Genomic DNA, 21,934 nt, shown 5'->3' on the forward strand with positions numbered 1-21,934 from the left:
ATTTTACTCTCCTCAGATCCCTGTTTATTTGGGAGATCTAATCTTTGTGATAATGATCAATAAGCCAATAAAACAAAAAATACCTGCTCCGGCAAAAGCCATTTGGAATCCTGAGTTTAAAGCCTGTTGATTGCTACTCCCAGACTCGATATTGAATTTTGTTATTGTAACAGCAATAACTGAGATGATTGCTAAGCCAATTGCAGAGCCAATCTGATAGCTTGTATTTACAATTCCTGAAGCAAGACCCGTTTCTTCAGGCTTAGCTCCTGACATGGATGCCATAGTTCCTGGTATATAAGCTAACGACATACCTAAAGCTCCTAGTAAGGAAGCCGGCAATACATGTACCCAATAACTTCCTTCATCAGGTACAAACGAGAAAAGGATTAAAGAACAGGTGAGAGAGATGAATCCGGCAATCAGATTCTTCTTAACTCCAAACTTGGCAATTAGTTTACTGGTAAATCCTACCATAATTAACATTATGATGATGGTCATAGGTAATAAAGCTAGACCACTATTAAATGCATTCAATTGAAGAATTTGTTGCAGGTATAGATTCAAGAAAAACCAAAGTGGTATCCAGGAAGCTGCCATCAATGCCATCACAACATTGCCAGCAGCAAGATTCGGCGCTTTGAAGATTTGTAAAGGCAAAATGGGATCACTTGTTTTTTTCTGAAGGCTTATAAAAATAATAGTAAGGAATACTGTAATGAGCATTAATCCAACTGTTTGCAGACTTAACCATCCAACAGATTCGGCAGTAACAATTCCATACACCAATAAAATAAGGGCAGTAGTACCCAATATAGCACTGGTCCAGTCTACCTTGCCTGAACTAACTCTGCCGGGTACTAGGTATCTTTTACTAAATATTAATACAGTAACTGCAATAGGGATATTGATAAAAAAAACCCATCTCCAATCAAGCCATTCGGTGATAACACCGCCTAAAAATACTCCGGCAGATCCACCTGCAGCGGCAGATGCACCCCAGAATCCAAAAGCTTTTCCTAATTCTTTTGGATCTGTAAAAGTACTCATGAGTAACGTCATTGCTGCGGGTGCGATCAGAGCTGATCCTAATCCTTGGAGCGCTCTTCCAGTGTTTAAGATAAATGGCGAGCTAGAAATACCTGCAATAAAAGAAGCGATCGTTAAAATCAAAAATCCCCAGATGAATATTTTTCTTGCACCAAATAAGTCTGATAAACGACCCCCTAATAATAAAAAACCACCAAATAAAACTACGTATGCATTAAAAATCCATTGAAGACCATTTTGTGAGTAACCTAAATCATTTTTTATTGCTGGTAATGCGACACCAATAATAGATGTATCCATGATGACCATGAATTGCGACGTACATAATAATAATAGCGCCAGCCATCTATTTTTATTTTTTACGCTATGTAGATTCATTACATTTTCCATAATTATTTTTTTTCGAAATTATATTCACGGTACACCTTAGTTGTTATACCTGTATTGTTTAGTTGTATATAATTTTAGTAGTATCTAAACAAAAGAAAGAGCCATGTCATCGTAAGACCGGCTCTTTCAAATAGATCAAACTATAATTGGTTTTTATTTTAAGTTAAATGCATATGCAATTCGAAGACCCCAAAAATCAGGCCTGCTACTGCTTTTATAAAGGCGTGAATTACTTTCATATCTAATACCTGCATCAATAAAATTTCCTTTGCCTAATGGAATTAAGAAACCTGTTTGCGGAGCATAAGTAAATAATACTGAACGATCAGCATCGATGTCTTTTGCATTTGTAACAAAACTTGTGCCTGCTTCTGCTTGGATGTAGAAGAAGTTTACAGGCATAAATTTCAAACCTGCCTTTACGGGAATCATACTTATATCGCCTTTTGTACCTCTTTCAGCATAAGTATAATTGAAGCCTGCATTTGCAGTAAGATAGAGTACGTTCTTTGCAATATTAAGATCAGCCTGCACCGATCCACCAAGATTCCACTTTGCAGTTCTTCCAAAACCTCCACTTGGAATACCTGCATCAACGCCAAAACTAATTCGACTTTTATTTTCCTTTGTTTCTTTTTTTGTTTGTGCATTTGTATTTGTAACAATTACAGTCATTGCAAAAACACTAAAAATTGTAAAAATCCTTTTCATAATAAACTCCTTTTTGTTTTACTTATAATTTGATCTTGCATCACAAAATTCTAAAGACCAGATCTGAGTGCTTTATATTATAGCAAATTAGAGTTATAAAATTCTCTAACATTTATGGATGATGTTGAATACTATTCATTGATCGATAATATCCACTTCATCGCTTTATCTCTATCAGTATAATATTGTTCGCGGGTACTCGAAAATCTTGATTGATAATCGGTCATCTTTTCTTCATTATGATGAACGTTTACCATGGCAAGACACTCGATTCCTCTTTTTTTTCTGAGCTGTATAGATGCTTCCGGGAACATATCCAGATATCCTATCCTATAATGATGATCTGCAAGCAGTAGTGGAATGATATTCCTGAAATATTTATGTGCCTCTGTATTTTCTGCTTCGAAATTCGAAAGATCTACCATGATCTTAAATGAAGAATCAGATGGAATACTATCTATAACTTTCAGAAGATCCCCTTCCCATTTTTTTTATATCATTAATAGACACCTTTCCATTCAATCTGGTTACAATTAATCTTTCATTTGGATGCCAAGATGATTGCATATTCAATTTCATAGTTTATAAATTAAGCTTACCTAATGTTTTTTTTATTTCAGTTTCTAAAATCTTTATGCTGAATAAGTAAGACTTCTCTTCAAGTTTGGATTTTGTCAACGCTAATTCAGCGTCTGAAAGCTCGATCCTATTGCTAAGACCTGCCTGGTATCTTTCATAAATAATTTGATAAGCTTCTTGAGCTGCAGTAATACTCTTCTGTTGCGTTTGCCATTGTTTTATTTCATCAGATAATCGAAGAGTCAGTGCCGATAATTCTGCTTTCGCCTTATCTGTAAGCTCAGATTTTTCTAATTCCCTTTTTTTTGAGAGAAGTTTAGCACTTGATGTTTGATGTTGTATTCGTTTTCCAGCATATATGGGCACCTGAAGTTTTAAGCCGATTAATGATGTCCTAGGAAGTGTATAAGCTCTTAGCTTAAAATTATCTGCTTGAGATTGTACCTGATATTGAGCAAAGGACATTAACATAGGTTGATACATCGACTTATATCGCTTTAAATCGGTTTGACTACTTTGAATAGCTAAAGATGCTAGTTTGATATCAGCCCTTTCGTTCAGTAAATTTTCTCGCGCCTCTTTATTTTTTATATAAGTCACTATGTCACTATCAATTGCTAGATCGCCTTCTAATTGAATTGGCATCTCAAGATCAAAAGCACATAACCTTTTTATCTGTAAGAGATTAATATGAATTTGATTGGCCAAAGCAGATAATCCATTCTCTAATCTTTGAATATCAATCATATAATTAAGCGTATCTGTTTTTAATGCTTTACCTTCTAAATAGAGATTTTTTGCATCAAATAAGGCTTTCTTATTACGTTCTAGACTTTGTAATAAAACAGATTCCTGATGTTTTAAAAAAATCGTATTGTAAAATAAACGAGACAGCTGAAAAGCAAGCTCCTCGCAGAAGAGCTTGCTTTCTTGAACTTTTTTGTCTGTTTCAATTTGGGTGGATGCTATCTCTGCTTTAGCAACAGGATTAGTGATAGCATAACTAGCATTAATGGACGCATCCAATGCAAGACTTCCGTTATACTTTACTGGGTTTGCTTTTGGTAATTGATTTTCATCACGTAAATAAATTACAGGTCTTTCTAAAAAATATGTATAACTGCTAGTAAAAAAAATTTGCGGCAGTAACATGCTTTTAACTTCAGCCGTAGTCGATTCGGTTAATGTTTTCTCTAGGAGTTTTACCTGTATCGTTTTATTTCCGGAAGCAGCGGCTTGAAATATAGCGTCAAGCGTTAAGGATCTTGTTTGGGCTTTCAAATGGAAAGCAATCGATAATCCGAATACAACGTAAATAAGTCTCTGTATAATCTGTTTCATACGTTATTTGTTTGTTGAATGATTTTCCTCAGGTTGAACAAGTTCAATAACCTCTTTTTTTCTTTTACCTGATGAAAGAAATGAATAAACGGCAGGGATGATGAATAATGTAAGAACTCCGGCAAACACCAATCCACCTGCAATTACAATACCCAATGATTGTCTGCTGTTATATGTTAGAGCAATTGGGATTGCTCCAAAAATCATAGCTAATGATGTCATCAAAATGGGTCGGAATCTTTGCTCAGCAGCTTGTATAGCAGCTTCTATTTTAGTAAGTCCACTTTCTTTTAAATGATTCGCAAACTCGACAATCAGGATTCCGTTTTTTGTGATGAGACCTACTAATGTGATTATCCCGATCTGACTAAACACATTCAAACTTTGGTTGAACCAATACAGACTGATCAATGCACCCGTTACAGCCATTGGCACCGTCAACATAATAATTAAAGGATCTCTCAAACTTTCAAATTGGGCCGCCAGGATCATATAGATGAGCAGTAAAGCCAGTATTAATGTGAAGTTGATATTACCCTGACTTTCCCTAAAGTCTCTTGATTGTCCTGCTAGTGATGACTTAAATGTCTCTCCGAGCACTTGAATCTTTATTTTTTCCATTTCTTCAATACCCTCTGCTAAACTCACACCCGGAGCGAGACCTGCTGAAACGGTAGCTGATGTGTATTGATCATAACGATAGATGGCTGCAGGGCTGATTCCTTCATCTATTGTAACAAGATTATCTAAAGAAATCATGGAGCCATTACCAGATCTTACATAGAGTGATCGCAAATCACTAATATCATTTCTACTACTTCTTTCTACTTGTCCAATGACTTCATACTGTCTGTCATTTTGTAGAAAATACCCATAACGTTGACCAGAGAATGAGAGTTGAAGTGTACGAGCTACCTCTTGAATGGATACCCCCATCAATGCAGCTTTGTTTCTGTCGATACTGATTTTAAGTTCCGGTTTATTCATTTTAAGATCTGAATCAACAAACATTAGCTTTTTACTTTGACGAGCAGCAGCCAAAAACTTCGGTAGGGCTGCGTTAATTTTTTCCAAGTCTGAAGCTTGAAGAACAAATTGTACAGGCATCCCTCCACCATATCTAGTTCCAATAGTTGGAGGGAGATACGGGAAGAGCAAAATATTTCTAAACTTGCCAGATGCAATTCCGTATTGCTGATACAGTTGTTGAATGGATGTCTTTCTGTGTTTGGGGTCTTTTAAATAAATAGATTGAACTGCAAAACTTGTAGGTGCGGGTGCCGGAATGAATGAAATCGCAACCATTGAATAGGTTTGATACAACCCATCAGTTGAGTCATTGACATATCGGCCCACATCAATCATATTTTGTTTCATTTTTTCAAATGATACACCTTCAGGAGCGATAGCGATTAAACTCATATTGCTTCTATCCTCAGTAGGCGCTAATTCAGAGGGTAATTTTTTCCCAATCAAAAAAATTAATACTGAGGTTAGGATAAGAAATATCCAAGCCAGCCAACGAACGCGCATGAATTGTCTTAAAACTCGTCCATATCCATTATTAAATCTTATAAAAAAGGGTTCTGTTTTTCTATATAGCCAATTAGGCTTATCAGTTTTTTTCAAAAGGTAAGCGCTGAGCATTGGCGAAAGGGTCAAAGCAACAAATGCTGATACCAATACGGAGCCAGCAACCACGATAGCAAATTCCTTAAATAGCTGACCGCTAATTCCACCCATAAAAATAATAGGCATGAATACAGCTGCTAGGGTAATAGTAGTTGATATCACGGCAAAATAGATTTCTTTGCTCCCTGCAAATGCAGCCTGGACTGGATTCATGCCTTCTTCTACTTTCTTGTAAATATTTTCAAGAACAACAATTGCATCATCAACAACAAGTCCGATAGCCAATACCAATCCTAATAACGTCAATACGTTAATAGAAAATCCAGCTATATACATAATGAAAAAGGCAGAAAGTATAGAAACAGGAATTGCTAATACGGGTATTATAGTAGATCGCCAGTCTCTCAGGAAGAGAAAGATGATGATAACAACAAGGCCGAAAGCAATAAATAATGTTTCTTCAACTTCTTTTATTGATTCACGAACTGGTCTGGTAAAATCAAATCCAACAATGAGCCTGTATTCACTTGATATTTCTTTTTTTAATTGTTCTAGTCTTTTATAAAATTCATCTACAACTTCGATCGCATTTGCACCTCTTTGAATTTGAATAGCAACACCTACACCTACCACGTTCTTTCCACCTGTTTCGTTGATGATTGCATTTCTTTCATTCATTTCACCTAACTCAGCATAGCCAATATCTTTTAGTTTGATACTATATTCCGTAGTTTTATGAATGATCATTTCATTGAAATCATTGGGGTTGGTTAGTCGCCCGAGCGTACGTACACTTAACTCATTGCTATTACCTTCTACACGACCAGATGGCAAATCAATATTCTCTTTTTGAAGTGCAATGCGTATATCTTCAGCAGTTAATCCAAAGGCAGCCATTTTAACCGGATCAAAGCGAAGTCTCATTGCATACTTGTGTTCTCCAACGATAGCTACTCTTTGGATGCCTGGAATTGACTGCATTCTGTCTTTAATAGTCGTTGAAGCGAGGTGGCTAACTTCTTTGATATCTTTTGTATCACTCTCTACTTCTAAAAATGCAACTAGGTTATCTGGTGAACTTGCTTTTTCAACAATCGGCGGATCAACATCGGCTGGCAATTGATTTTTTGATTTCGCTACCTTATCTCGTACATCATTCAAGGCATCTTCCAAATTAATATCTCTATTAAATTCAATAGAAATTATACTTGCTTGCTCTCTTGATTCACTGGATATGGTTCTTACACCGGCCGCTTCAGCTATAGACTCTTCGAGAGGCTTGGTAATTTTAGATGCGATTACATCTGGGCTTGCCCCCGGATAAAATGTTACAACTGATATAACTGGGGGTTCGGTCATCGGGAACTCTCTGACGCCTAAATAACGCCAGCCAACAAGACCTGCAATCACAATTAAGGCAGAAAATACGGCAGCTAATACGGGCTTTTTTATACTTAATGATGGTAAACTCATATGGATAGTATTATTGTTTGATTGAAGCTATTTGAACAGGCATTCCATTAGAAACACGCAGTAGATTAGAGATCAAAATGCTATCCCCCTGCTTAATACCAGATTTGATCAAGACATCATTATCTGTTCTGTCAATGATTTCTACAGGTTGTAGCTTGGCAGTTCCTTTTGAGAACAGAAATACACTATAGCCTTTTTCACTAGGGACAACTGCTTCTGTAGGTACAGAAAATCCGATTCTATCTGTTTTGTTTGTAGCAAAGAAAACTTTAGCTGACATGCCAGGTCTCAAGTGTCCGTTTGTGTTTGAGATCAGAGCATGAACCAAAATACTTCTGGTGTCGTTGCTCAACGCAACATCGGTTGATACAACTGTTGCTTTTAGTTTATCATTTCTATCAACTGTAGTAAATGAAACGATCATTCCCGGTTTTAAGAGAGTCACATATTTTTCAGATACATGAAACTGAAGTTTTAAAATGCGTTGTTCTTGGATGGTAGTTAAAGAATTACCTGGAGTAACATAGGACCCTGTAAAAACCTTACTGATTCCCACAATGCCATCAAATGGAGCACGAATAAATGTTTTGCTTAATTCATCTTGTAGTAATTGTTTATGAGCCAGCAAAGCATTTTTCTTTGCAACTGCTATATCATGTTCTTCTCTGCGAACTGACTCAGTTTTTAAAAGTGAAGCAAGTCTTTGTTCATTTAAACTAGCTAAGTCGAGTTCTGCCTGAAGTTGCTGAATTTTTGCTTTTATATCGCCATCTTCAAGTTTATAAAGAACAGTACCCATTTTAACGGTACTTCCATCTTTAAAATTGACCGAATTAATTTTTTTTGATAACTCACTGTTAATTTCAACAAACCTGTTTGCAATGATACTACCGGCTACTATCTCATTTTGCGAATAATTATCAGACTTTGCAATCGTAATATCAACCGGGAGCCCAGAGTTGTCACTAGATGCTGTAGTATTGTTTTTTTCTTTTTCTGAACAAGAATAAAAAAAAGCAACTGTAAATAATAGTAGACAGGTGCGTTTGAATAAATAAGTTTTCATATCAGATTTTTACTTTTAAATAATATTTCAAAAGTAAAAACCTATGAAACCCTTGGTATTGCACTATTCCAGCTTAGATGTATATTATTATTATTAAAAAAGGAAGGGACTGAGAACAGTCCCTCCGATTTCACTACGTGTTTGTATATGAAACTGATACTTACCGATACTGATAAATCTTTTTCATTCGAAATGAATGTTTTTGTGATGTATAGCCTTTATAACTAATGATTACTTCTGAAGGGTAACCGTCTTCAGTATAGCTATACTTCACATGATAGGGAACTACGGCTGGAAATGATCCAAAGTATAGCTTTGAGCTACTAATTACATTATTCTTAGAATGTCCTGATAAAAACAGATCGTCAAAATCTAATTGATAAAATGGATTAATATTCGTGTCATACAAATAATTGCCTGACTCAATACTTCCTGTTGAACTAGTTGCCTTATCCTGAATATTATTCCCCTTTTTAAAATACATTTTATAATCAAGCGAATTGCCATTACTAAAGCGATAAGTTGCATTGACCTCATTACGATCTGCAGAAGTATGATAACTATAATCTGCGTTTGTATAATAATCATAATTTTTTTCCTGCGCAGATATCACTTTATCATTATTGAATGTTCTGCTCAAGTAGCCGACCAGTTCGCCTGCAGCATTGTATCTTAATATCGTATCCCATTTATTGCCGGAATGATAACGAAAGTTTGATTGAAATGTCAGGGCCATTTCCTGTTGACTGGCGGATCTTTGATAATACAATGTTTTCTCAATTCTGTCATAAGTGTCATAAAAAAAATACTTTTTACTATCAGGAATATATCCTGCACCATTATCTATAAATACTGATTCAGATATAAGATAACGGGCTTCTTTTTCAGCTGTTAAGTGAATGTGATCTCCCGAATGGATTGTATTTTCATTTAATTTTTTGTGCATTATTACGCCCCATTTTTCGATATCTAGTTCATATTCTTTTAAGCCTGATGGTATATTTATTCTTGTTAGACCTTCAGATAATTGAATTTCTCTCGTCCAAATTTGTCCATCAGTGTACCTAGCTCGGATAGTTAATAGGCCTGGTAAACTGTCGTACCAAATCTTTCCGACCTTAACACTTAAATGAAACAATAATGGGATGGTTGAATAAGATCCAAATTCTGTTTGATGATATCCATATGCAGCTGCATTTTCAGAAGGATCCACAGCGGTAACGGGAACGCTTAATTGATTTTCGCTATTTTTTTGGATGTTAAATTTGATGGGAAGTGCTTTCGATACACTTTTTTCTTTAATGCTTCCTGTCTTTGGATTTGCTAAGTATATCGAATCAGCTGAATAAAAAACAAGGAATTTAGTAATTACTAATTCACTTGCATTAACTGGTAATGCTTTAGTAGTATATCTTCCCTGTTCATTCATTACAGAAATTTTTCTATTACTGAAGATCGTATCTCCGTTTTCTTTGACAGCAGTAACAAGAACATACATCTCATTTCTCTCAGAAGGTATTCCTGATAGATGGAATCTGACTGAAGTTTCTTTTTCTAATTCGTTCGGCAGATTAATTTTTTTTCCGCAACCCAGAAATACTAGTAAAAGGATTGGCAAGAGTGACGCAATAATCTTTGTCATGATTCAATTTTTAATAGATCAGATAATAATCCTCAATACTTATTGCGGAAAATCCTGCTTTATGAATTGCACTAATGATTTCAATTTCATTAAGTATACTTTGCGAATAAGCTGTAAGCTTTTTATCAGAACTGGAAATGTCTATTTGCCAGTTGGCTTTGCCAACAATAGTGTTTAGCAAAGGAGCAATTTTTTCAACAGCAGATTCACTGTTAATATTTGTTTTGAAGGTGATAAATTCCATTTTTAAAATTTTTAATTTATCAAAAGCATGCACAAAATTATCCTTGGGTAAAATTTTTAATTTGCATATTAACTTGCTTGTTGTATATAATTCATACAAAAAAACCCGGCTATTAACCGGGCTGTAACACCAAACCAACTACACTTTTATATCGAAGAGAGTTTTAGTCTTAAGCTATTACTAACAACACTTACACTGCTCAGTGCCATCGCAGCTCCTGCAATCATTGGGTTTAAAAGAAATCCATTTACCGCAAATAAGACACCTGCTGCAATGGGGATACCAATAATATTATAAATAAATGCCCAGAATAAATTCTGTTTGATCGTTGCTACAGTTTTCTTTGAAAGTTGAATGGCTTTTGGGATACTAGTCAGATCTGATGTGATCAATGTCATTTTTGCAACATCCATCGCAATATCACTACCCTTACCCATTGCGATACTAACATCAGCAGTAGCCAATGCATGACTATCATTGATACCATCGCCAACCATTGCCACTATTTTTCCTTGTTTTTGCAGTTGCTCAATGAATGCTGCCTTTTCAGCAGGCATTACTTCTGCCTTGTATGTTGTAAGACCTACCTGATCAGCAATTGCTCTTGCAGTTTGCTGATTGTCTCCTGTTAACATATATACTTCAATATCCATTTTATGTAAACGTTCGATAGCGGCGGCCGAACTTTCTTTGATTTTATCTGTGATGGCTAATACAATTCTCGCAACACTATTTTTTGAAAAAACAATCACTGTTTTAGCCTGTTTTTGAAGCTCATCTATTCTTTTTTGTAAAACCATATCTATGGTAGTTTTATTTTCTTTCATCATTGATGGACTTCCGATAGCATATTGCTGATCATTGTAATCCGCGATCACTCCTTTGCCGGTTACACTCTCGATCCTGTGTAAGTGTACGGGCTTGATAGCGCTGTTTTCAAAATGTTGAACAACGGCTTCTGCTAAAGGGTGTTCTGACTGAAGTTCGATGGATAATAAAACAGATTGTAGTTCACTCAAATCGTGTTCATCTTTAAAAATCACATCACTTACCTCAGGTTTTCCTTCCGTAATGGTTCCTGTTTTATCTAATACTACAGCGTTGATACTATGTGCTAATTCCAGACTTTCAGCATCTTTAATAAGTATATTGTTTTCGGCACCTTTTCCGATACCTACCATGATAGCAGTAGGTGTGGCCAAACCCAAAGCACAAGGACAAGCAATGACCAAAACGGTAACCGCATTCATTAAGGCATATGTGAATGCATTTTCATTACCCCAAATCATCCAACTGATAAATGTAAGTATAGAGATTCCGATCACAACAGGAACAAAAATTCCTGCGATCTTATCTACCAGTTTTTGAACAGGGGCTTTACTTCCCTGCGCCTGTTCCACCATCTTGATGATCTGTGCCAAAAATGTTTCTGATCCAATCTTTTCAGCCCTGAATCGAAAACTACCTTTCTGATTAATGGTTCCTGCAAATACGTTTTTCCCTACAATTTTTTCTACCGGAACAGGCTCACCCGTGATCATGCTTTCATCTACATAAGAACTTCCATTTGTGATGGTGCCATCTACAGGAATTTTCTCACCCGGCTTTACCAATAAGATATTGCCCTTTTGAACGGAAGCAATGGCTATCTCTTTTAATTGATCCTCTTCAGTCACCAATGTCACATACTGTGGCTGTAAACCAATTAATTTTTTGATCGCAGATGAAGTATTTGATTTGGCTTTTTCCTCCAATAATTTCCCCAATGAAATAAACACAATAATTACGGCAGCAGCTTCAAAATAAACATGCGGGTGTGTGCCACGCTCATGCCAGAAATCAGCGAAGAGTGTATTAAAAGCACTGAAAAGCCAAGCAATACCGGTACTAAGCGCAACCAGGGTATCCATATTTGCTTTACTATGCTTGGCTTGCTTCCATGCATTAATAAAAAAGTTTTTACCGAAATAAAAAACTACAGGAGTTGATAGTGCCATCATGATATAGTTTCCCCCTGTTAGGTCCATGAAGAACATGCCTAGAATAACTATCGGCAGTGATAATATGGAAGACCAGATCGTTCTTTTTTTGATTGACTCATAATGCTGAATCCTTGCTGCTTCTTTTATCTCGTTTTTATTTTCTTCTGTTATTACGATGTCATATCCAATAGATCGAACTACTGTCTGAAATTTTTCCGGATTGGTTATTTCAGGATCATATTCGATCCATGCGTCTTGATTGGCAAAGTTTACTCCTGCATCCAATACACCTTCAGAAGACCTGAGCATTGATTCAACACTCACTGCACAAGCTGCACAAGTCATCTCCAAAATAGGAAATGTTTTTCGTACAGATTTGATATTTGGAGAATCTTCTTGTTTCATGTTAAATTATTTTAGTACAAAGCTAAATACAGCTATTACTGATGTCTTTATATAATGAGCTTAATGATGTATAAAATTTATAGCTACCTATTTGTTTTAATTCCACTTGCATGTATGGTTTTAAAATCGCTAGGAGTCATTCCTGTATATTGTTTAAACTGTCTTGAAATATGCGCAGTACTACTAAATCCCAGTTTAAATGATATTTCTGTTAATGTATATTCCGTATACAGAAGAAACTCTTTTGTCTTTTCTATTCGGTACTCAATAAGATACTTTTCAATAGTAGAGCCTTCTTCAGAGGAAAATAAATGACTAATAGTATCGTAGCTTTTGCCTATCTGTTTTGATAAATATCCGGAAAAAAGAAAACCTTCCGGAAAATCAAATGCTCCATTGTACACATCATGGATTATCTTTTTTATTATTCCGGCGATCTTCTCTTTTCTATTTTCAAGAATGCTGAATCCTAAAGGCCTTATTTGATCATTCAATAGATTGAGATCTAAGTAACGGTTGTCAGACGAAAATTTCAATTCCCCAAGCATAACTTCAGCAGGTAGTAAGTTGATTTTTTTGAGTTCCGTAGTGATGATTTCGATACAACGTTGACAAACCATTCCTTTTATAAATACTGTCTGTTGCATACTTTATGTTTTGAAGTCAAAGTACGCAGCTAAGTATTGGATGATTGTTATAGGATTTTAAGAAAGATGTATATAATCCATCTTTAAATATGTATCGTATTTAATAAATGACTGTTTGTATATTTGATGTCTTATGTCTGAACAATTACACATAAAAAATATGGTTTGCGATCGTTGTATTATGGTCGTAAAGCAGTTGTTTATGGATCTTCAGATTGATTTTAACCAAATACAATTGGGTCAGGTAGAGTTGAAGAATACACCGGATCGGCAACAATTGGAAACAATCAGATCTCTTTTACAAGATCACGGGTTTGAATTACTCGATGATAAAAAATCTAAAATCGTTGAAAAGATCAAGACCACAATTGTTTCATTGATTCACGGAAAAGATGCAGAAGAGTTGAACTTAAAATTATCTGCCATACTGGAAGAGAAACTACAGACCGATTATCATTATCTAAGTACACTTTTCTCTTCGGTAGAAGGGGTTACCATCGAACGATATGCAATTCTCCAGCGTATTGAGAAAGTCAAGGAGTTATTGATGTATGATGAGAAAAGCCTCAGCGAAATTGCCTATGAAATGGGCTATAGCAGTGTTCAGCATTTGTCTCAACAGTTTAAAAAAGTAACCGGATTAACGCCTTCACACTTCAAGCAGTTAAAGGAAAATAAGCGTAAACCCCTGGATAAGATCAAAGACTGATCTACGACCAACTGAAAATTATATACATCTACTTGAGGATTCTATAACAAGTCGGTCACATAGTGATTCTAATTTTACATTGTTATTAAACGGGGAATGATCCCCACTAAATCAAATGTGAAAAATGGAAACACTGAAATTCAAAACAACCATTAAATGTATGGGTTGTGTATCAAAAGCTACTCCTTTTCTGAATGAAGTTGTAGGATCTGAAAATTGGAAAGTGGATGTGAATAATCCTGATAAAGTATTAGAAGTTACTGCCAATGGAAATACAGCTGCAAGTGATGTTGTGAAAGCGGTACAGGAAGCAGGATTTAAAGCAGAACCCATTCAATAATGGGTTCTGTTATTACGCTTTGTAAACACTAAAATCAATTATATGAAACAGCTACTGATCATCATCATGTTACTCATTTCGAAAATGGGTATCGGACAAACCGCTTCTTTACAAGAACTTTTACGTCAATACCTGGATCTAAAAAACCAATTAGTTGAGAGCAATGCAGCCAATGCACAAAAATCGGCTACTGTATTGAATGGGAAGATCGAGAATCTCTCTGCACAAGCTCTTTCTGAAAAAGAAGCCAAAGCTTTCAGCTCTCTCAAGGATGTATTAAATAAGCATGCAAAAGAGCTGTCTTCACAATCTGATCTGGCAAAACAACGGGTGGCTTTTGCAGCATTATCACAACCCATGATCGATTTGTTTAAGATCGTATCTGTAAAAGAATCCTCACTTTATGTGGACTATTGTCCAATGAAAAAAGCCTATTGGTTAAGTACAGAAAAGACGATCCGTAATCCTTACTATGGAAATGCCATGCTTTCATGTGGTAGTATCAAAGAAACAATCAAAGAATAAAGAAATGCGTTTATTGCTTTTAGTATATATCCTTCTTTCCGTATCTCTTAATGGCATTACGCAACATAATGCACATGCTGTTTCAGCAACACGTCAACCTTTTATGGTGCGACAAGGGAACAAGATTGTTTATCATTTGTATGTAACGGATACCGTTGTGAATTATACCGGAAAGAAATCTAACGCGGTTGCTATCAATGGCTCTATTCCAGCGCCCACACTTTATTTCACTGAAGGCGATACTGCTGAGATACAGGTGCACAATCTGATGCACATGGAAACTTCTATTCATTGGCATGGCCTTATACTTCCGAATGAGCAGGATGGCGTACCCTATCTTACAACAGCTCCCATTCATAAACTTAGTACGCATGTGTTTCGGTTTCCGATTGTTCAGCATGGCACGTATTGGTATCATTCACATACCATGCTTCAGGAGCAAAGCGGTATGTATGGGGCTATTGTGATTCAGCCGAAAAAGAAAATTACAGAAGCCGAGGAAGTAGTACTATTAAGTGATTGGATCAATGAAAATCCCCATCAGGTAGAAAGGTCCTTGCATTTTGCCACAGACTGGTATGCCATTAAAAAAGGAGCTACACAGAATTATATACAAGCCATTCGCGAGAAAAAATTCGGAACCAAAGTAATCAATGAGTGGAAAAGAATGATGGCCATGGATGTGAGTGACGTTTATTATGATGCATTGTTTACAAATGGGAAAGTGGATGACATGCATGCCCGATACAAGCCGGGAGATAAAGTAAGATTGCGAATCATCAATGGAAGTTCTTCCACTTATTTCTGGATACGTTTTGCGGGCGGCAAGATGAGTGTTGTTGCAAATGATGGTGCAGAAGTTGTTCCGGTAGAAGTAGACCGACTGATTATCGGAGTATCAGAAACCTATGATGTAGTTGTTACTATTCCAGATGCAGGCAGTTATGAATTATTGTCTACTGCAGAAGACAGAACACGCAGTACTTCATTATGGCTTGGGGAAGGAGAGAAAAAATATGCGCCTGTACTACCTCGCTTAAAATACTTTGAGGGAATGAAGATGATGAATGGAATGATGAATATGGATGGTACCATGAATGATATGGGGATGAAAATGAGTTTGCAGCAAATGGACATGAATACTGTCATGTACCCGGAGATCGTAGACAGTAATGAAAACATTGTAACACTGAATTATGCGATGCTTCGCGCGCCGGCTAAAACTACACTACCTGATGGACCGGTTAGAGAGTTGAAATTTGAACTTACCGGTAATATGAATCGCTATGTGTGGACACTTGATAATAAAACCATTTCCGAGTCGGATAAGATATTGATCAAGCAGGGAGAGAATATACGTATCATACTCACCAATAATTCTATGATGCGTCACCCCATGCACTTACATGGACACTTCTTTCGTACGTTGAATGGGCAAGGTGAATATGCTCCATTAAAAACAGTTTTGGACATTATGCCTATGGAGACTGATACCATTGAGTTTCATGCATCAGAGAAATATGGGGATTGGTATTTTCATTGTCATATCTTATATCACATGATGAGTGGAATGGGGAGAATATTTTCTTATGAGAATACGCCTGCTAATCCACAAATTCCTGATCCAATAAAAGCTTTACGAAAAGTTTATCGAGATGACAGACGTTTCTATTTAGGGGCACAAATAGGAGTAGAGAGTAATGGTAGTGATGGAGAGATCATGTTGGCCAATACCAGATGGATGTTTCAGAATGAATGGCGATTAGGGCTTACGCCGGAAAAGGGCTATGAGAATGAGTTTCATATTGGCAGATTGATCGGGAGAAACCAATGGTTCATGCCTTATATTGGTTTTGACTGGCGTTATCGGAAACATACGGAAATGGAAAAGAATATTTTTGGTCAAGTGAATACCAAAGATCAACGTGGCGTTATTTGCTTTGGATTTCAGTATACACTTCCCATGTTATTAAGATTTGATACCCGCGTTGATATGAAAGGAAATGTTCGTATGCAAATCGGTAGAGAAGATATTCCTGTCAGTAGCAGACTACGAATGAATCTTATGTGGAATACAGACAAAGAGTATACGACAGGATTTCGGTACATATTGTCTAAGTATGTTTCAGTCTCATCGCATTATGATAGTGATATGGGTTGGGGTGCAGGTATTACCATTACTTATTGAATCATTGCCTTAAGTGTTCTTTCAATGGTAACAGCATGGCTTGCACCCATCGTTACAAAAACACGTTGTCCTTTTCTAACTAGGTCAATGATCGATCTACAAAGATGTTCATCTCTTATATAGCTAGTAAGCTCAGATATATCTTCAAGCTTCCCGGATGGCCAACCGTTTTTGGGGTGTTTATAACTTCGCCAGCTGGGAATATTCGGACACTCTGCTTTCCAAATGCTATCAATTTCATTTACAGAAGTAATAAGTCCTTTTAAGGATGAATATTTTTTTGTTTTACTGTCAATAGCATTCATCATTTCTTTGTTCTGGTTTTCAGCGGAGAAATTCTTCCAATTGTTATTATGAACACCTAAGCTAAAAAATGCGGCTACTAATTTCGGATGGTATCCTTTATGGATCAGTTCATTGATCTCATTTTCGCGCCCGGGCTCCCATGTGAACAGTTCTATTCCTTTCTTTTTTGCTTTCCTGGCAGTAAAGCCACTTTCTCCTTTCTTTTCTATAGGATTATGTAACCACGTGATCAAATACCCTAATCTTCCCTCCAGCATGGCTGTAGTTGGATTGAATAGATCCCATATACTATCCATCATTGCTACTTGTGGGTGTTTGGGATCTTTACTGTGCGCTGCTCCAAAAACATAAACTGCTCCTCCGTTCGTACTATTTGTAATCTGGTATATGTAAGGTCTCGCATGTGTATTTATCAATCCACTAGTAGTATATTCTCTCAGTGTCATTACCGGCGGGTTCAATACAATTACCTTGTCAGGTATATATATTTTCGGTGGCAACCAAATCACACGGCACTGAACAAGTGTTAAAACGATGATGCTTAATGCAATAATTAGATAAGTGGTTTTTTTCATGATCAACCAGATTGTTCTTGACATAACAAAGTGCTTAAGAATGTGCGCACGATACTGTGATCATGCTATTTCTGGTTGAAGAAGGAGAAAGTATAAGGAAGGTATATATGCAATCTGGATTGAGTAATTAAATTCTATCAATAGCTTACTATCGTCGATAGATTGTAGCTTATTCAGTATCTTATCGCTTTATTTGTAGAATAAATTTTAGATGTACGATATCTGTTGCATAGGTCACCTCACACATGATAAGATCGTAACGCCTCATCATACGGTTCATATGGCGGGAGGTACTTCTTTTTATTTTTCGCATGCCATCAAAAAAATGCCTGTTCGCTATCATTTGGTAACATCTCTAGCAAAAACTGATATTGCATTTGCAGAGGATCTGATACAAGCAGGAATTGATACAACAGTTTTATCAAGTGAGCATACAGTATACTTTGAAAATATCTATCCTGATCAAAGTGATCATCGAGAACAAAAAGTATTGTTTACTGCCGATCCGTTTCAGTTTGCAGATATTGCAGCTCTTCAATCTTCAATATTTCATCTCGGACCATTGCTAGCAGAAGATATGTCCGCAGAACTGATACAAGCTCTTGCAGCAAAGAGTAGGGTCTCATTAGACGTTCAAGGCTACCTACGTAAAGTGATAGATCAGGAAGTGGTGGCTACAAGCTGGAGCCAGGCAAAGCAAGTACTACCCTATATCAGCATTTTAAAAGCCAATGAAACAGAAGCTGAAAAATTAACAGGCCTATCTGATCATTATGGAGCGGCAAAATATTTAGCAGATACAGGTGTTAAAGAAGTGATCATCACTTTAGGAAGTAAAGGGTCACTGATTTACGCAGAAGGAAATTTTTATGAAGTTCCTGCAATACAACCAAGCGCTGTGGTGGATGCAACAGGTTGTGGTGATACTTATATGGCGGGGTATTTGTACAAACGGTTTCAAAAAGCGAGCTATTATGAAGCAGGGATCTTTGGTGCAGCAATGGCATCTGTGAAAATAGCTGCTTCAGGTCCGTTTAATGGAACGGAAACAGCTATAACCGATTTACTGAACTCATGATCCATTCATCAGTTTTTCTACATCATACTATTTCGACACAGCATTCTACTCTGAGAAAGAAGTTAAGTTTGTAATTGAAAGAATCATTATGAATGTAGTTAAGAATATCTTGTTTGATCTCGGAGGAATTTTTTTAAATATCGATTATCAAAAAACGGAACAAGCTTTTGTTGATCTGGGCGTCAAAGAGTTCAATCAATTTTTTAGCCAACAATTTTCAAATACTTTGTTTGAATCTTTAGAAACGGGCAAGATCACGCCGGTTGATTTTTATGATGCATTCAGAAAGGAAACAAAGACGAGCTTATCTGATGAAGCTATTGAGAATGCATGGAATGCGATGTTGTTGGATTTTCCGAAAGAGCGTTTACAATGGTTGGAAGAGATTGGGCAACGATATCCAATATACCTGTTTTCAAATACTAATATTATTCATTATCAGTGCTTTATAGATAAATTTGAAAAGCAATTCCCACAGTCGTCTTTCAACGATTATTTCAGGAAAGCCTATTATTCTCATGAATTAGGGATGCGAAAACCTTACCCGGACTCGTATAGAAAGATCATGGAATTGGAAAATCTAGACCCCGCGGAGACATTATTTATAGACGATACTCCAAAAAACATCGAAGGGGCACAACAAGCCGGCTTACAAACCATTCTATTAAATAATGGTAGAACAGTGCTGGATTTGGGGTTTTAGGGGAGTTGATAGATGACAGACCATTAAAAGATCTATTGTCCTCTTTTCGTCGGACTTCATGTTGCGGTATGTAAACTTGTATTCTGGCTACTTGGATCTTGTATCTTCCTCACTCACTTAACTTCCTCAAAATCAATATAATCTTCATCTTTCTTAGGGGCTGAAGCTTGATTTGCAGCTTGCTGTTGGAATCTTTGTTGCTCTTCAAACTCCTTTCTGGCCGCTTCTTGTTGTTCCTGCATTTTTTTCACTTGTCCTTTCATCTGTGATGCCACTTTACTCACCGGAACCACGAATTTGAAAATAAGATTGTAAAGGAAGTAGATCAACAACCCCCATAATAATAGTTTCATCATGCCTCAAAGATAAAACATTAACCTAACCTCGCCCCGGCATCACCCCTCGAAAGGTGGAGGGGATGAGGTTAATTTGGAGCGTAAGGGTTAAATACACTACATTTGCACTAGGAAAAGAACAACAGAAGGGAACGGAAGCGTTCCCTTCTTCTATTTAGATATGTCAACAGAAACACAAATAGCGAAGATCGAGCAGCTGATTGAGACCATGCTGGCAGAAGAACCTGCCTATTTCTGTGTGTCGGTTCGCATTAAACCCACCAACAATGTAAAAGTGTTTTTGGATGGGGATGAAGGGCTGGCCATTGAGAAATGTGTATCGTTCAATCGCAAGCTGTATAAGCTGATTGATGAAACCGGTATGTATCCTGAAGGAGAGTTTTCATTGGAAGTATCATCGCCGGGATTGGATGAGCCGTTGAAACTGCATCGTCAGTACAAAAAAAATATCGGTCGTTTTATCGAAGTACTGTTTAATGATGGAACAAAAAAGGAAGGGAAATTATTGGAAGTAGCAGAAGCGGATATCATCGTAGAGCATACGGAAGGCAAAGGCAAAAAAGCCGTTACACAACAATTGGTTATACCATTCAATCATATAAAATCAACAACAGTTCAAATCAAATTCTAATTCAGTAAGACTTGTAGCTTAAAGCTTGCAGCTTGAAGCTTGTCTTGCGAATTTCTAAAACTTAAGACATGGCTAGTATCAACCTCATCGAAGCGTTTCAGGAATTTAAAGACGCAGAAAATATTGATCGTCCCACGATGATGAAAGTGGTGGAAGATGTATTCAAAACACTGCTTCGTAAGAAATACGGTAGCGACGAAAACTTTGATGTCATTGTAAATGCTGAAAAAGGAGACTTGGAAATCATCCGTAGACGTATGATCGTAGAAGACGGAGAAGTGATCGATCCTTTGTCTGAAGTGGCTTATACAGATGCAGTGAAAATTGAACCTGACTTTGAAGTTGGGGAAGAATTGTATGAAGAAGTAGATATGGTAGACTTCGGTCGCCGTGCGATTCTTGCTGCAAAACAAACACTGGCAAGTCGTATCAGTGATTTGAAGAAGAATGTATTGATCAAAAAATATGGTGACAGAATCGGAGAGATCATCAGTGCAGAAGTATACCAGGTTTGGAAAAAAGAAGTATTGCTGTTGGATGAAGAAGGTAATGAATTGATCCTTCCCAAATCAGAGCAAATCCCGCAAGATTATTTCAAAAAAGGAGAAAATATCCGTGCGGTGGTTGAGCGTGTAGACCTTAAGAACAATACACCGGTGATCATCCTTTCAAGAACCAGTCCAACCTTCCTTGCTAAATTGCTGGAGATTGAAGTACCTGAGATCTTTGACGGACTGATCGCCATCAAAAAGATTGTACGTGATCCGGGAGAGCGTGCGAAAGTGGCAGTTGAATCTTATGACGACCGTATCGATCCGGTAGGAGCTTGCGTGGGTATGAAAGGTAGCCGTATTCACGGTATCGTTCGTGAGTTGAAGAATGAAAATATTGACGTGATCAACTTCACTACCAATATCCAATTATTGATCCAGCGTTCACTGACGCCAGCCAAGATCAGTTATATGGAACTCGATAACGAGAAGAAGCATGCAGAAGTGTACCTGAAAGCAGATCAGGTATCACTTGCGATCGGTCGCCGCGGTGTCAATATCAAACTGGCCTGTGAACTTACCGGATATGAGATCGATGTATTCAGAGAAGATGAAGAAGTGGTGGATGAATTTGATATCGATCTGGATGAATTCAGTGATGAAATTGAGCCATGGGTGATCGACGAATTCAAGCGAATTGGTTGTGATACTGCCCGTAGTATCCTGAATTTGACCGCAGAAGAGCTTGAAAGAAGAACCGATCTTGAAAAAGAAACCATTGCTGAAGTAAGAAGAATCTTACAGGAAGAGTTCGATAGAGAAGAATAAGCGCTTGTAAGGAGCTATATTTGTTGCGTAACAAACCGTTAT

At 36.9% G+C, this 21,934-nt stretch carries 20 protein-coding genes; 8 read left to right on the forward strand and 12 right to left on the reverse strand.

What is annotated here, in order from left to right:
- Nucleotides 1–24: 24 nt before the first annotated feature.
- From ABXG83_RS10575 to ABXG83_RS10620, 10 genes are all read right to left on the reverse strand, one after another.
- Complete coding sequence (locus ABXG83_RS10575; protein ID WP_353548830.1) at nt 25–1,440, reverse strand: MFS transporter; 1,416 nt, start codon at nt 1,438–1,440, stop codon at nt 25–27.
- A gap of 153 nt (nt 1,441–1,593) precedes the next feature.
- Nucleotides 1,594–2,151, reverse strand: coding sequence for a hypothetical protein (locus ABXG83_RS10580; protein WP_353548831.1), 558 nt, complete (start codon nt 2,149–2,151; stop codon nt 1,594–1,596).
- Between the two features lie 131 nt (nt 2,152–2,282).
- The gene (locus ABXG83_RS10585) at nt 2,283–2,576 is read right to left on the reverse strand and encodes a hypothetical protein (protein WP_353548832.1); all 294 of its coding nucleotides are present in this window, start codon (nt 2,574–2,576) and stop codon (nt 2,283–2,285) included.
- A gap of 157 nt (nt 2,577–2,733) precedes the next feature.
- On the reverse strand, nt 2,734–4,071 hold the full coding sequence (locus tag ABXG83_RS10590) for a TolC family protein (protein WP_353548833.1): 1,338 nt from the start codon (nt 4,069–4,071) through the stop codon (nt 2,734–2,736).
- Between the two features lie 3 nt (nt 4,072–4,074).
- Nucleotides 4,075–7,176 carry an efflux RND transporter permease subunit gene (locus tag ABXG83_RS10595; RefSeq protein WP_353548834.1) on the reverse strand — a complete coding sequence of 1,034 codons (3,102 nt, stop codon included), beginning with the start codon at nt 7,174–7,176 and terminating at the stop codon, nt 4,075–4,077.
- Between the two features lie 10 nt (nt 7,177–7,186).
- Nucleotides 7,187–8,242, reverse strand: a complete 1,056-nt coding sequence (locus ABXG83_RS10600; protein WP_353548835.1) for an efflux RND transporter periplasmic adaptor subunit — start codon at nt 8,240–8,242, stop codon at nt 7,187–7,189.
- Between the two features lie 160 nt (nt 8,243–8,402).
- Nucleotides 8,403–9,884, reverse strand: a complete 1,482-nt coding sequence (locus ABXG83_RS10605; RefSeq protein ID WP_353548836.1) for a hypothetical protein — start codon at nt 9,882–9,884, stop codon at nt 8,403–8,405.
- Between the two features lie 10 nt (nt 9,885–9,894).
- Nucleotides 9,895–10,128 (reverse strand): heavy metal transport/detoxification protein, encoded by a 234-nt coding sequence (locus tag ABXG83_RS10610; protein WP_353548837.1) that lies wholly within the window; start codon nt 10,126–10,128, stop codon nt 9,895–9,897.
- 146 nt (nt 10,129–10,274) lie between these two features.
- Nucleotides 10,275–12,515 carry a heavy metal translocating P-type ATPase gene (locus ABXG83_RS10615; protein WP_353548838.1) on the reverse strand — a complete coding sequence of 747 codons (2,241 nt, stop codon included), beginning with the start codon at nt 12,513–12,515 and terminating at the stop codon, nt 10,275–10,277.
- 83 nt (nt 12,516–12,598) lie between these two features.
- Nucleotides 12,599–13,162 (reverse strand): AraC family transcriptional regulator, encoded by a 564-nt coding sequence (locus tag ABXG83_RS10620; protein ID WP_353548839.1) that lies wholly within the window; start codon nt 13,160–13,162, stop codon nt 12,599–12,601.
- Nucleotides 13,163–13,364: 202 nt separating this feature from the next.
- Here ABXG83_RS10620 and ABXG83_RS10625 point away from each other — a divergent pair, with 202 nt between their 5' ends.
- The 4 genes from ABXG83_RS10625 to ABXG83_RS10640 all read left to right on the forward strand — a co-directional run bounded on the left by ABXG83_RS10625 (nt 13,365) and on the right by ABXG83_RS10640 (nt 16,924).
- A complete protein-coding gene (locus ABXG83_RS10625; protein ID WP_353548840.1) occupies nt 13,365–13,871 on the forward strand; it encodes a helix-turn-helix transcriptional regulator in 507 nt (168 codons plus the stop codon).
- Nucleotides 13,872–13,995: 124 nt separating this feature from the next.
- The gene (locus ABXG83_RS10630) at nt 13,996–14,211 is read left to right on the forward strand and encodes a heavy metal transport/detoxification protein (RefSeq protein WP_353548841.1); all 216 of its coding nucleotides are present in this window, start codon (nt 13,996–13,998) and stop codon (nt 14,209–14,211) included.
- 42 nt (nt 14,212–14,253) lie between these two features.
- The gene (locus ABXG83_RS10635; RefSeq protein WP_353548842.1) at nt 14,254–14,736 is read left to right on the forward strand and encodes a DUF3347 domain-containing protein; all 483 of its coding nucleotides are present in this window, start codon (nt 14,254–14,256) and stop codon (nt 14,734–14,736) included.
- Nucleotides 14,737–14,740: 4 nt separating this feature from the next.
- Entirely contained in the window at nt 14,741–16,924 is a 2,184-nt protein-coding gene (locus ABXG83_RS10640; RefSeq protein WP_353548843.1) for a multicopper oxidase domain-containing protein, read from the forward strand.
- Here the strand turns inward: ABXG83_RS10640 and ABXG83_RS10645 are convergent.
- The gene (locus ABXG83_RS10645) at nt 16,918–17,829 is read right to left on the reverse strand and encodes a hypothetical protein (protein WP_353548844.1); all 912 of its coding nucleotides are present in this window, start codon (nt 17,827–17,829) and stop codon (nt 16,918–16,920) included. The two genes, ABXG83_RS10640 and ABXG83_RS10645, sit on opposite strands and share 7 nt — an antisense overlap.
- Nucleotides 17,830–18,016: 187 nt before the next feature.
- Here ABXG83_RS10645 and ABXG83_RS10650 point away from each other — a divergent pair, with 187 nt between their 5' ends.
- Both ABXG83_RS10650 and ABXG83_RS10655 read left to right on the forward strand, forming a co-directional pair.
- The gene (locus ABXG83_RS10650; protein WP_353548845.1) at nt 18,017–18,883 is read left to right on the forward strand and encodes a PfkB family carbohydrate kinase; all 867 of its coding nucleotides are present in this window, start codon (nt 18,017–18,019) and stop codon (nt 18,881–18,883) included.
- Nucleotides 18,884–18,971: 88 nt separating this feature from the next.
- Complete coding sequence (locus ABXG83_RS10655; protein WP_353548846.1) at nt 18,972–19,586, forward strand: HAD family phosphatase; 615 nt, start codon at nt 18,972–18,974, stop codon at nt 19,584–19,586.
- 113 nt (nt 19,587–19,699) lie between these two features.
- Here ABXG83_RS10655 and ABXG83_RS10660 read toward each other — a convergent pair whose 3' ends face one another.
- On the reverse strand, nt 19,700–19,942 hold the full coding sequence (locus ABXG83_RS10660) for a hypothetical protein (protein ID WP_353548847.1): 243 nt from the start codon (nt 19,940–19,942) through the stop codon (nt 19,700–19,702).
- A gap of 160 nt (nt 19,943–20,102) precedes the next feature.
- Between ABXG83_RS10660 and ABXG83_RS10665 the strand changes: the two genes are divergently transcribed.
- Together ABXG83_RS10665 and nusA are read left to right on the forward strand one after the other, a co-directional pair.
- Nucleotides 20,103–20,573: a ribosome maturation factor gene (locus ABXG83_RS10665; RefSeq protein ID WP_353548848.1), complete on the forward strand. Its 471-nt coding sequence runs from the start codon at nt 20,103–20,105 to the stop codon at nt 20,571–20,573.
- A 68-nt stretch (nt 20,574–20,641) separates the two neighbouring features.
- A complete protein-coding gene (nusA, locus tag ABXG83_RS10670; protein WP_353548849.1) occupies nt 20,642–21,892 on the forward strand; it encodes a transcription termination factor NusA in 1,251 nt (416 codons plus the stop codon).
- Nucleotides 21,893–21,934: the final 42 nt, after the last annotated feature.

Source organism: Sediminibacterium sp. KACHI17, assembly GCF_040362915.1.
Taxonomy (GTDB): domain Bacteria; phylum Bacteroidota; class Bacteroidia; order Chitinophagales; family Chitinophagaceae; genus Sediminibacterium.

Bases quoted from the DNA above. Each gene is read 5' to 3' on its own strand.
- ABXG83_RS10640 (WP_353548843.1), top strand. From the start codon at position 14,741: ATGCGTTTATTGCTTTTAGTATATATCCTTCTTTCCGTATCTCTTAAT.
- ABXG83_RS10615 (WP_353548838.1), bottom strand. From the start codon at position 12,515: ATGAAACAAGAAGATTCTCCAAATATCAAATCTGTACGAAAAACATTT.
- ABXG83_RS10645 (WP_353548844.1), bottom strand. From the start codon at position 17,829: ATGTCAAGAACAATCTGGTTGATCATGAAAAAAACCACTTATCTAATT.
- ABXG83_RS10635 (WP_353548842.1), top strand. From the start codon at position 14,254: ATGAAACAGCTACTGATCATCATCATGTTACTCATTTCGAAAATGGGT.
- ABXG83_RS10650 (WP_353548845.1), top strand. From the start codon at position 18,017: ATGTACGATATCTGTTGCATAGGTCACCTCACACATGATAAGATCGTA.
- ABXG83_RS10610 (WP_353548837.1), bottom strand. From the start codon at position 10,128: ATGGAATTTATCACCTTCAAAACAAATATTAACAGTGAATCTGCTGTT.
- ABXG83_RS10590 (WP_353548833.1), bottom strand. From the start codon at position 4,071: ATGAAACAGATTATACAGAGACTTATTTACGTTGTATTCGGATTATCG.
- ABXG83_RS10605 (WP_353548836.1), bottom strand. From the start codon at position 9,884: ATGACAAAGATTATTGCGTCACTCTTGCCAATCCTTTTACTAGTATTT.
- ABXG83_RS10595 (WP_353548834.1), bottom strand. From the start codon at position 7,176: ATGAGTTTACCATCATTAAGTATAAAAAAGCCCGTATTAGCTGCCGTA.
- nusA (WP_353548849.1), top strand. From the start codon at position 20,642: ATGGCTAGTATCAACCTCATCGAAGCGTTTCAGGAATTTAAAGACGCA.
- ABXG83_RS10620 (WP_353548839.1), bottom strand. From the start codon at position 13,162: ATGCAACAGACAGTATTTATAAAAGGAATGGTTTGTCAACGTTGTATC.
- ABXG83_RS10585 (WP_353548832.1), bottom strand. From the start codon at position 2,576: ATGGTAGATCTTTCGAATTTCGAAGCAGAAAATACAGAGGCACATAAA.
- ABXG83_RS10660 (WP_353548847.1), bottom strand. From the start codon at position 19,942: ATGATGAAACTATTATTATGGGGGTTGTTGATCTACTTCCTTTACAAT.
- ABXG83_RS10630 (WP_353548841.1), top strand. From the start codon at position 13,996: ATGGAAACACTGAAATTCAAAACAACCATTAAATGTATGGGTTGTGTA.
- ABXG83_RS10580 (WP_353548831.1), bottom strand. From the start codon at position 2,151: ATGAAAAGGATTTTTACAATTTTTAGTGTTTTTGCAATGACTGTAATT.
- ABXG83_RS10600 (WP_353548835.1), bottom strand. From the start codon at position 8,242: ATGAAAACTTATTTATTCAAACGCACCTGTCTACTATTATTTACAGTT.
- ABXG83_RS10625 (WP_353548840.1), top strand. From the start codon at position 13,365: ATGGATCTTCAGATTGATTTTAACCAAATACAATTGGGTCAGGTAGAG.
- ABXG83_RS10575 (WP_353548830.1), bottom strand. From the start codon at position 1,440: ATGGAAAATGTAATGAATCTACATAGCGTAAAAAATAAAAATAGATGG.
- ABXG83_RS10655 (WP_353548846.1), top strand. From the start codon at position 18,972: ATGAATGTAGTTAAGAATATCTTGTTTGATCTCGGAGGAATTTTTTTA.
- ABXG83_RS10665 (WP_353548848.1), top strand. From the start codon at position 20,103: ATGTCAACAGAAACACAAATAGCGAAGATCGAGCAGCTGATTGAGACC.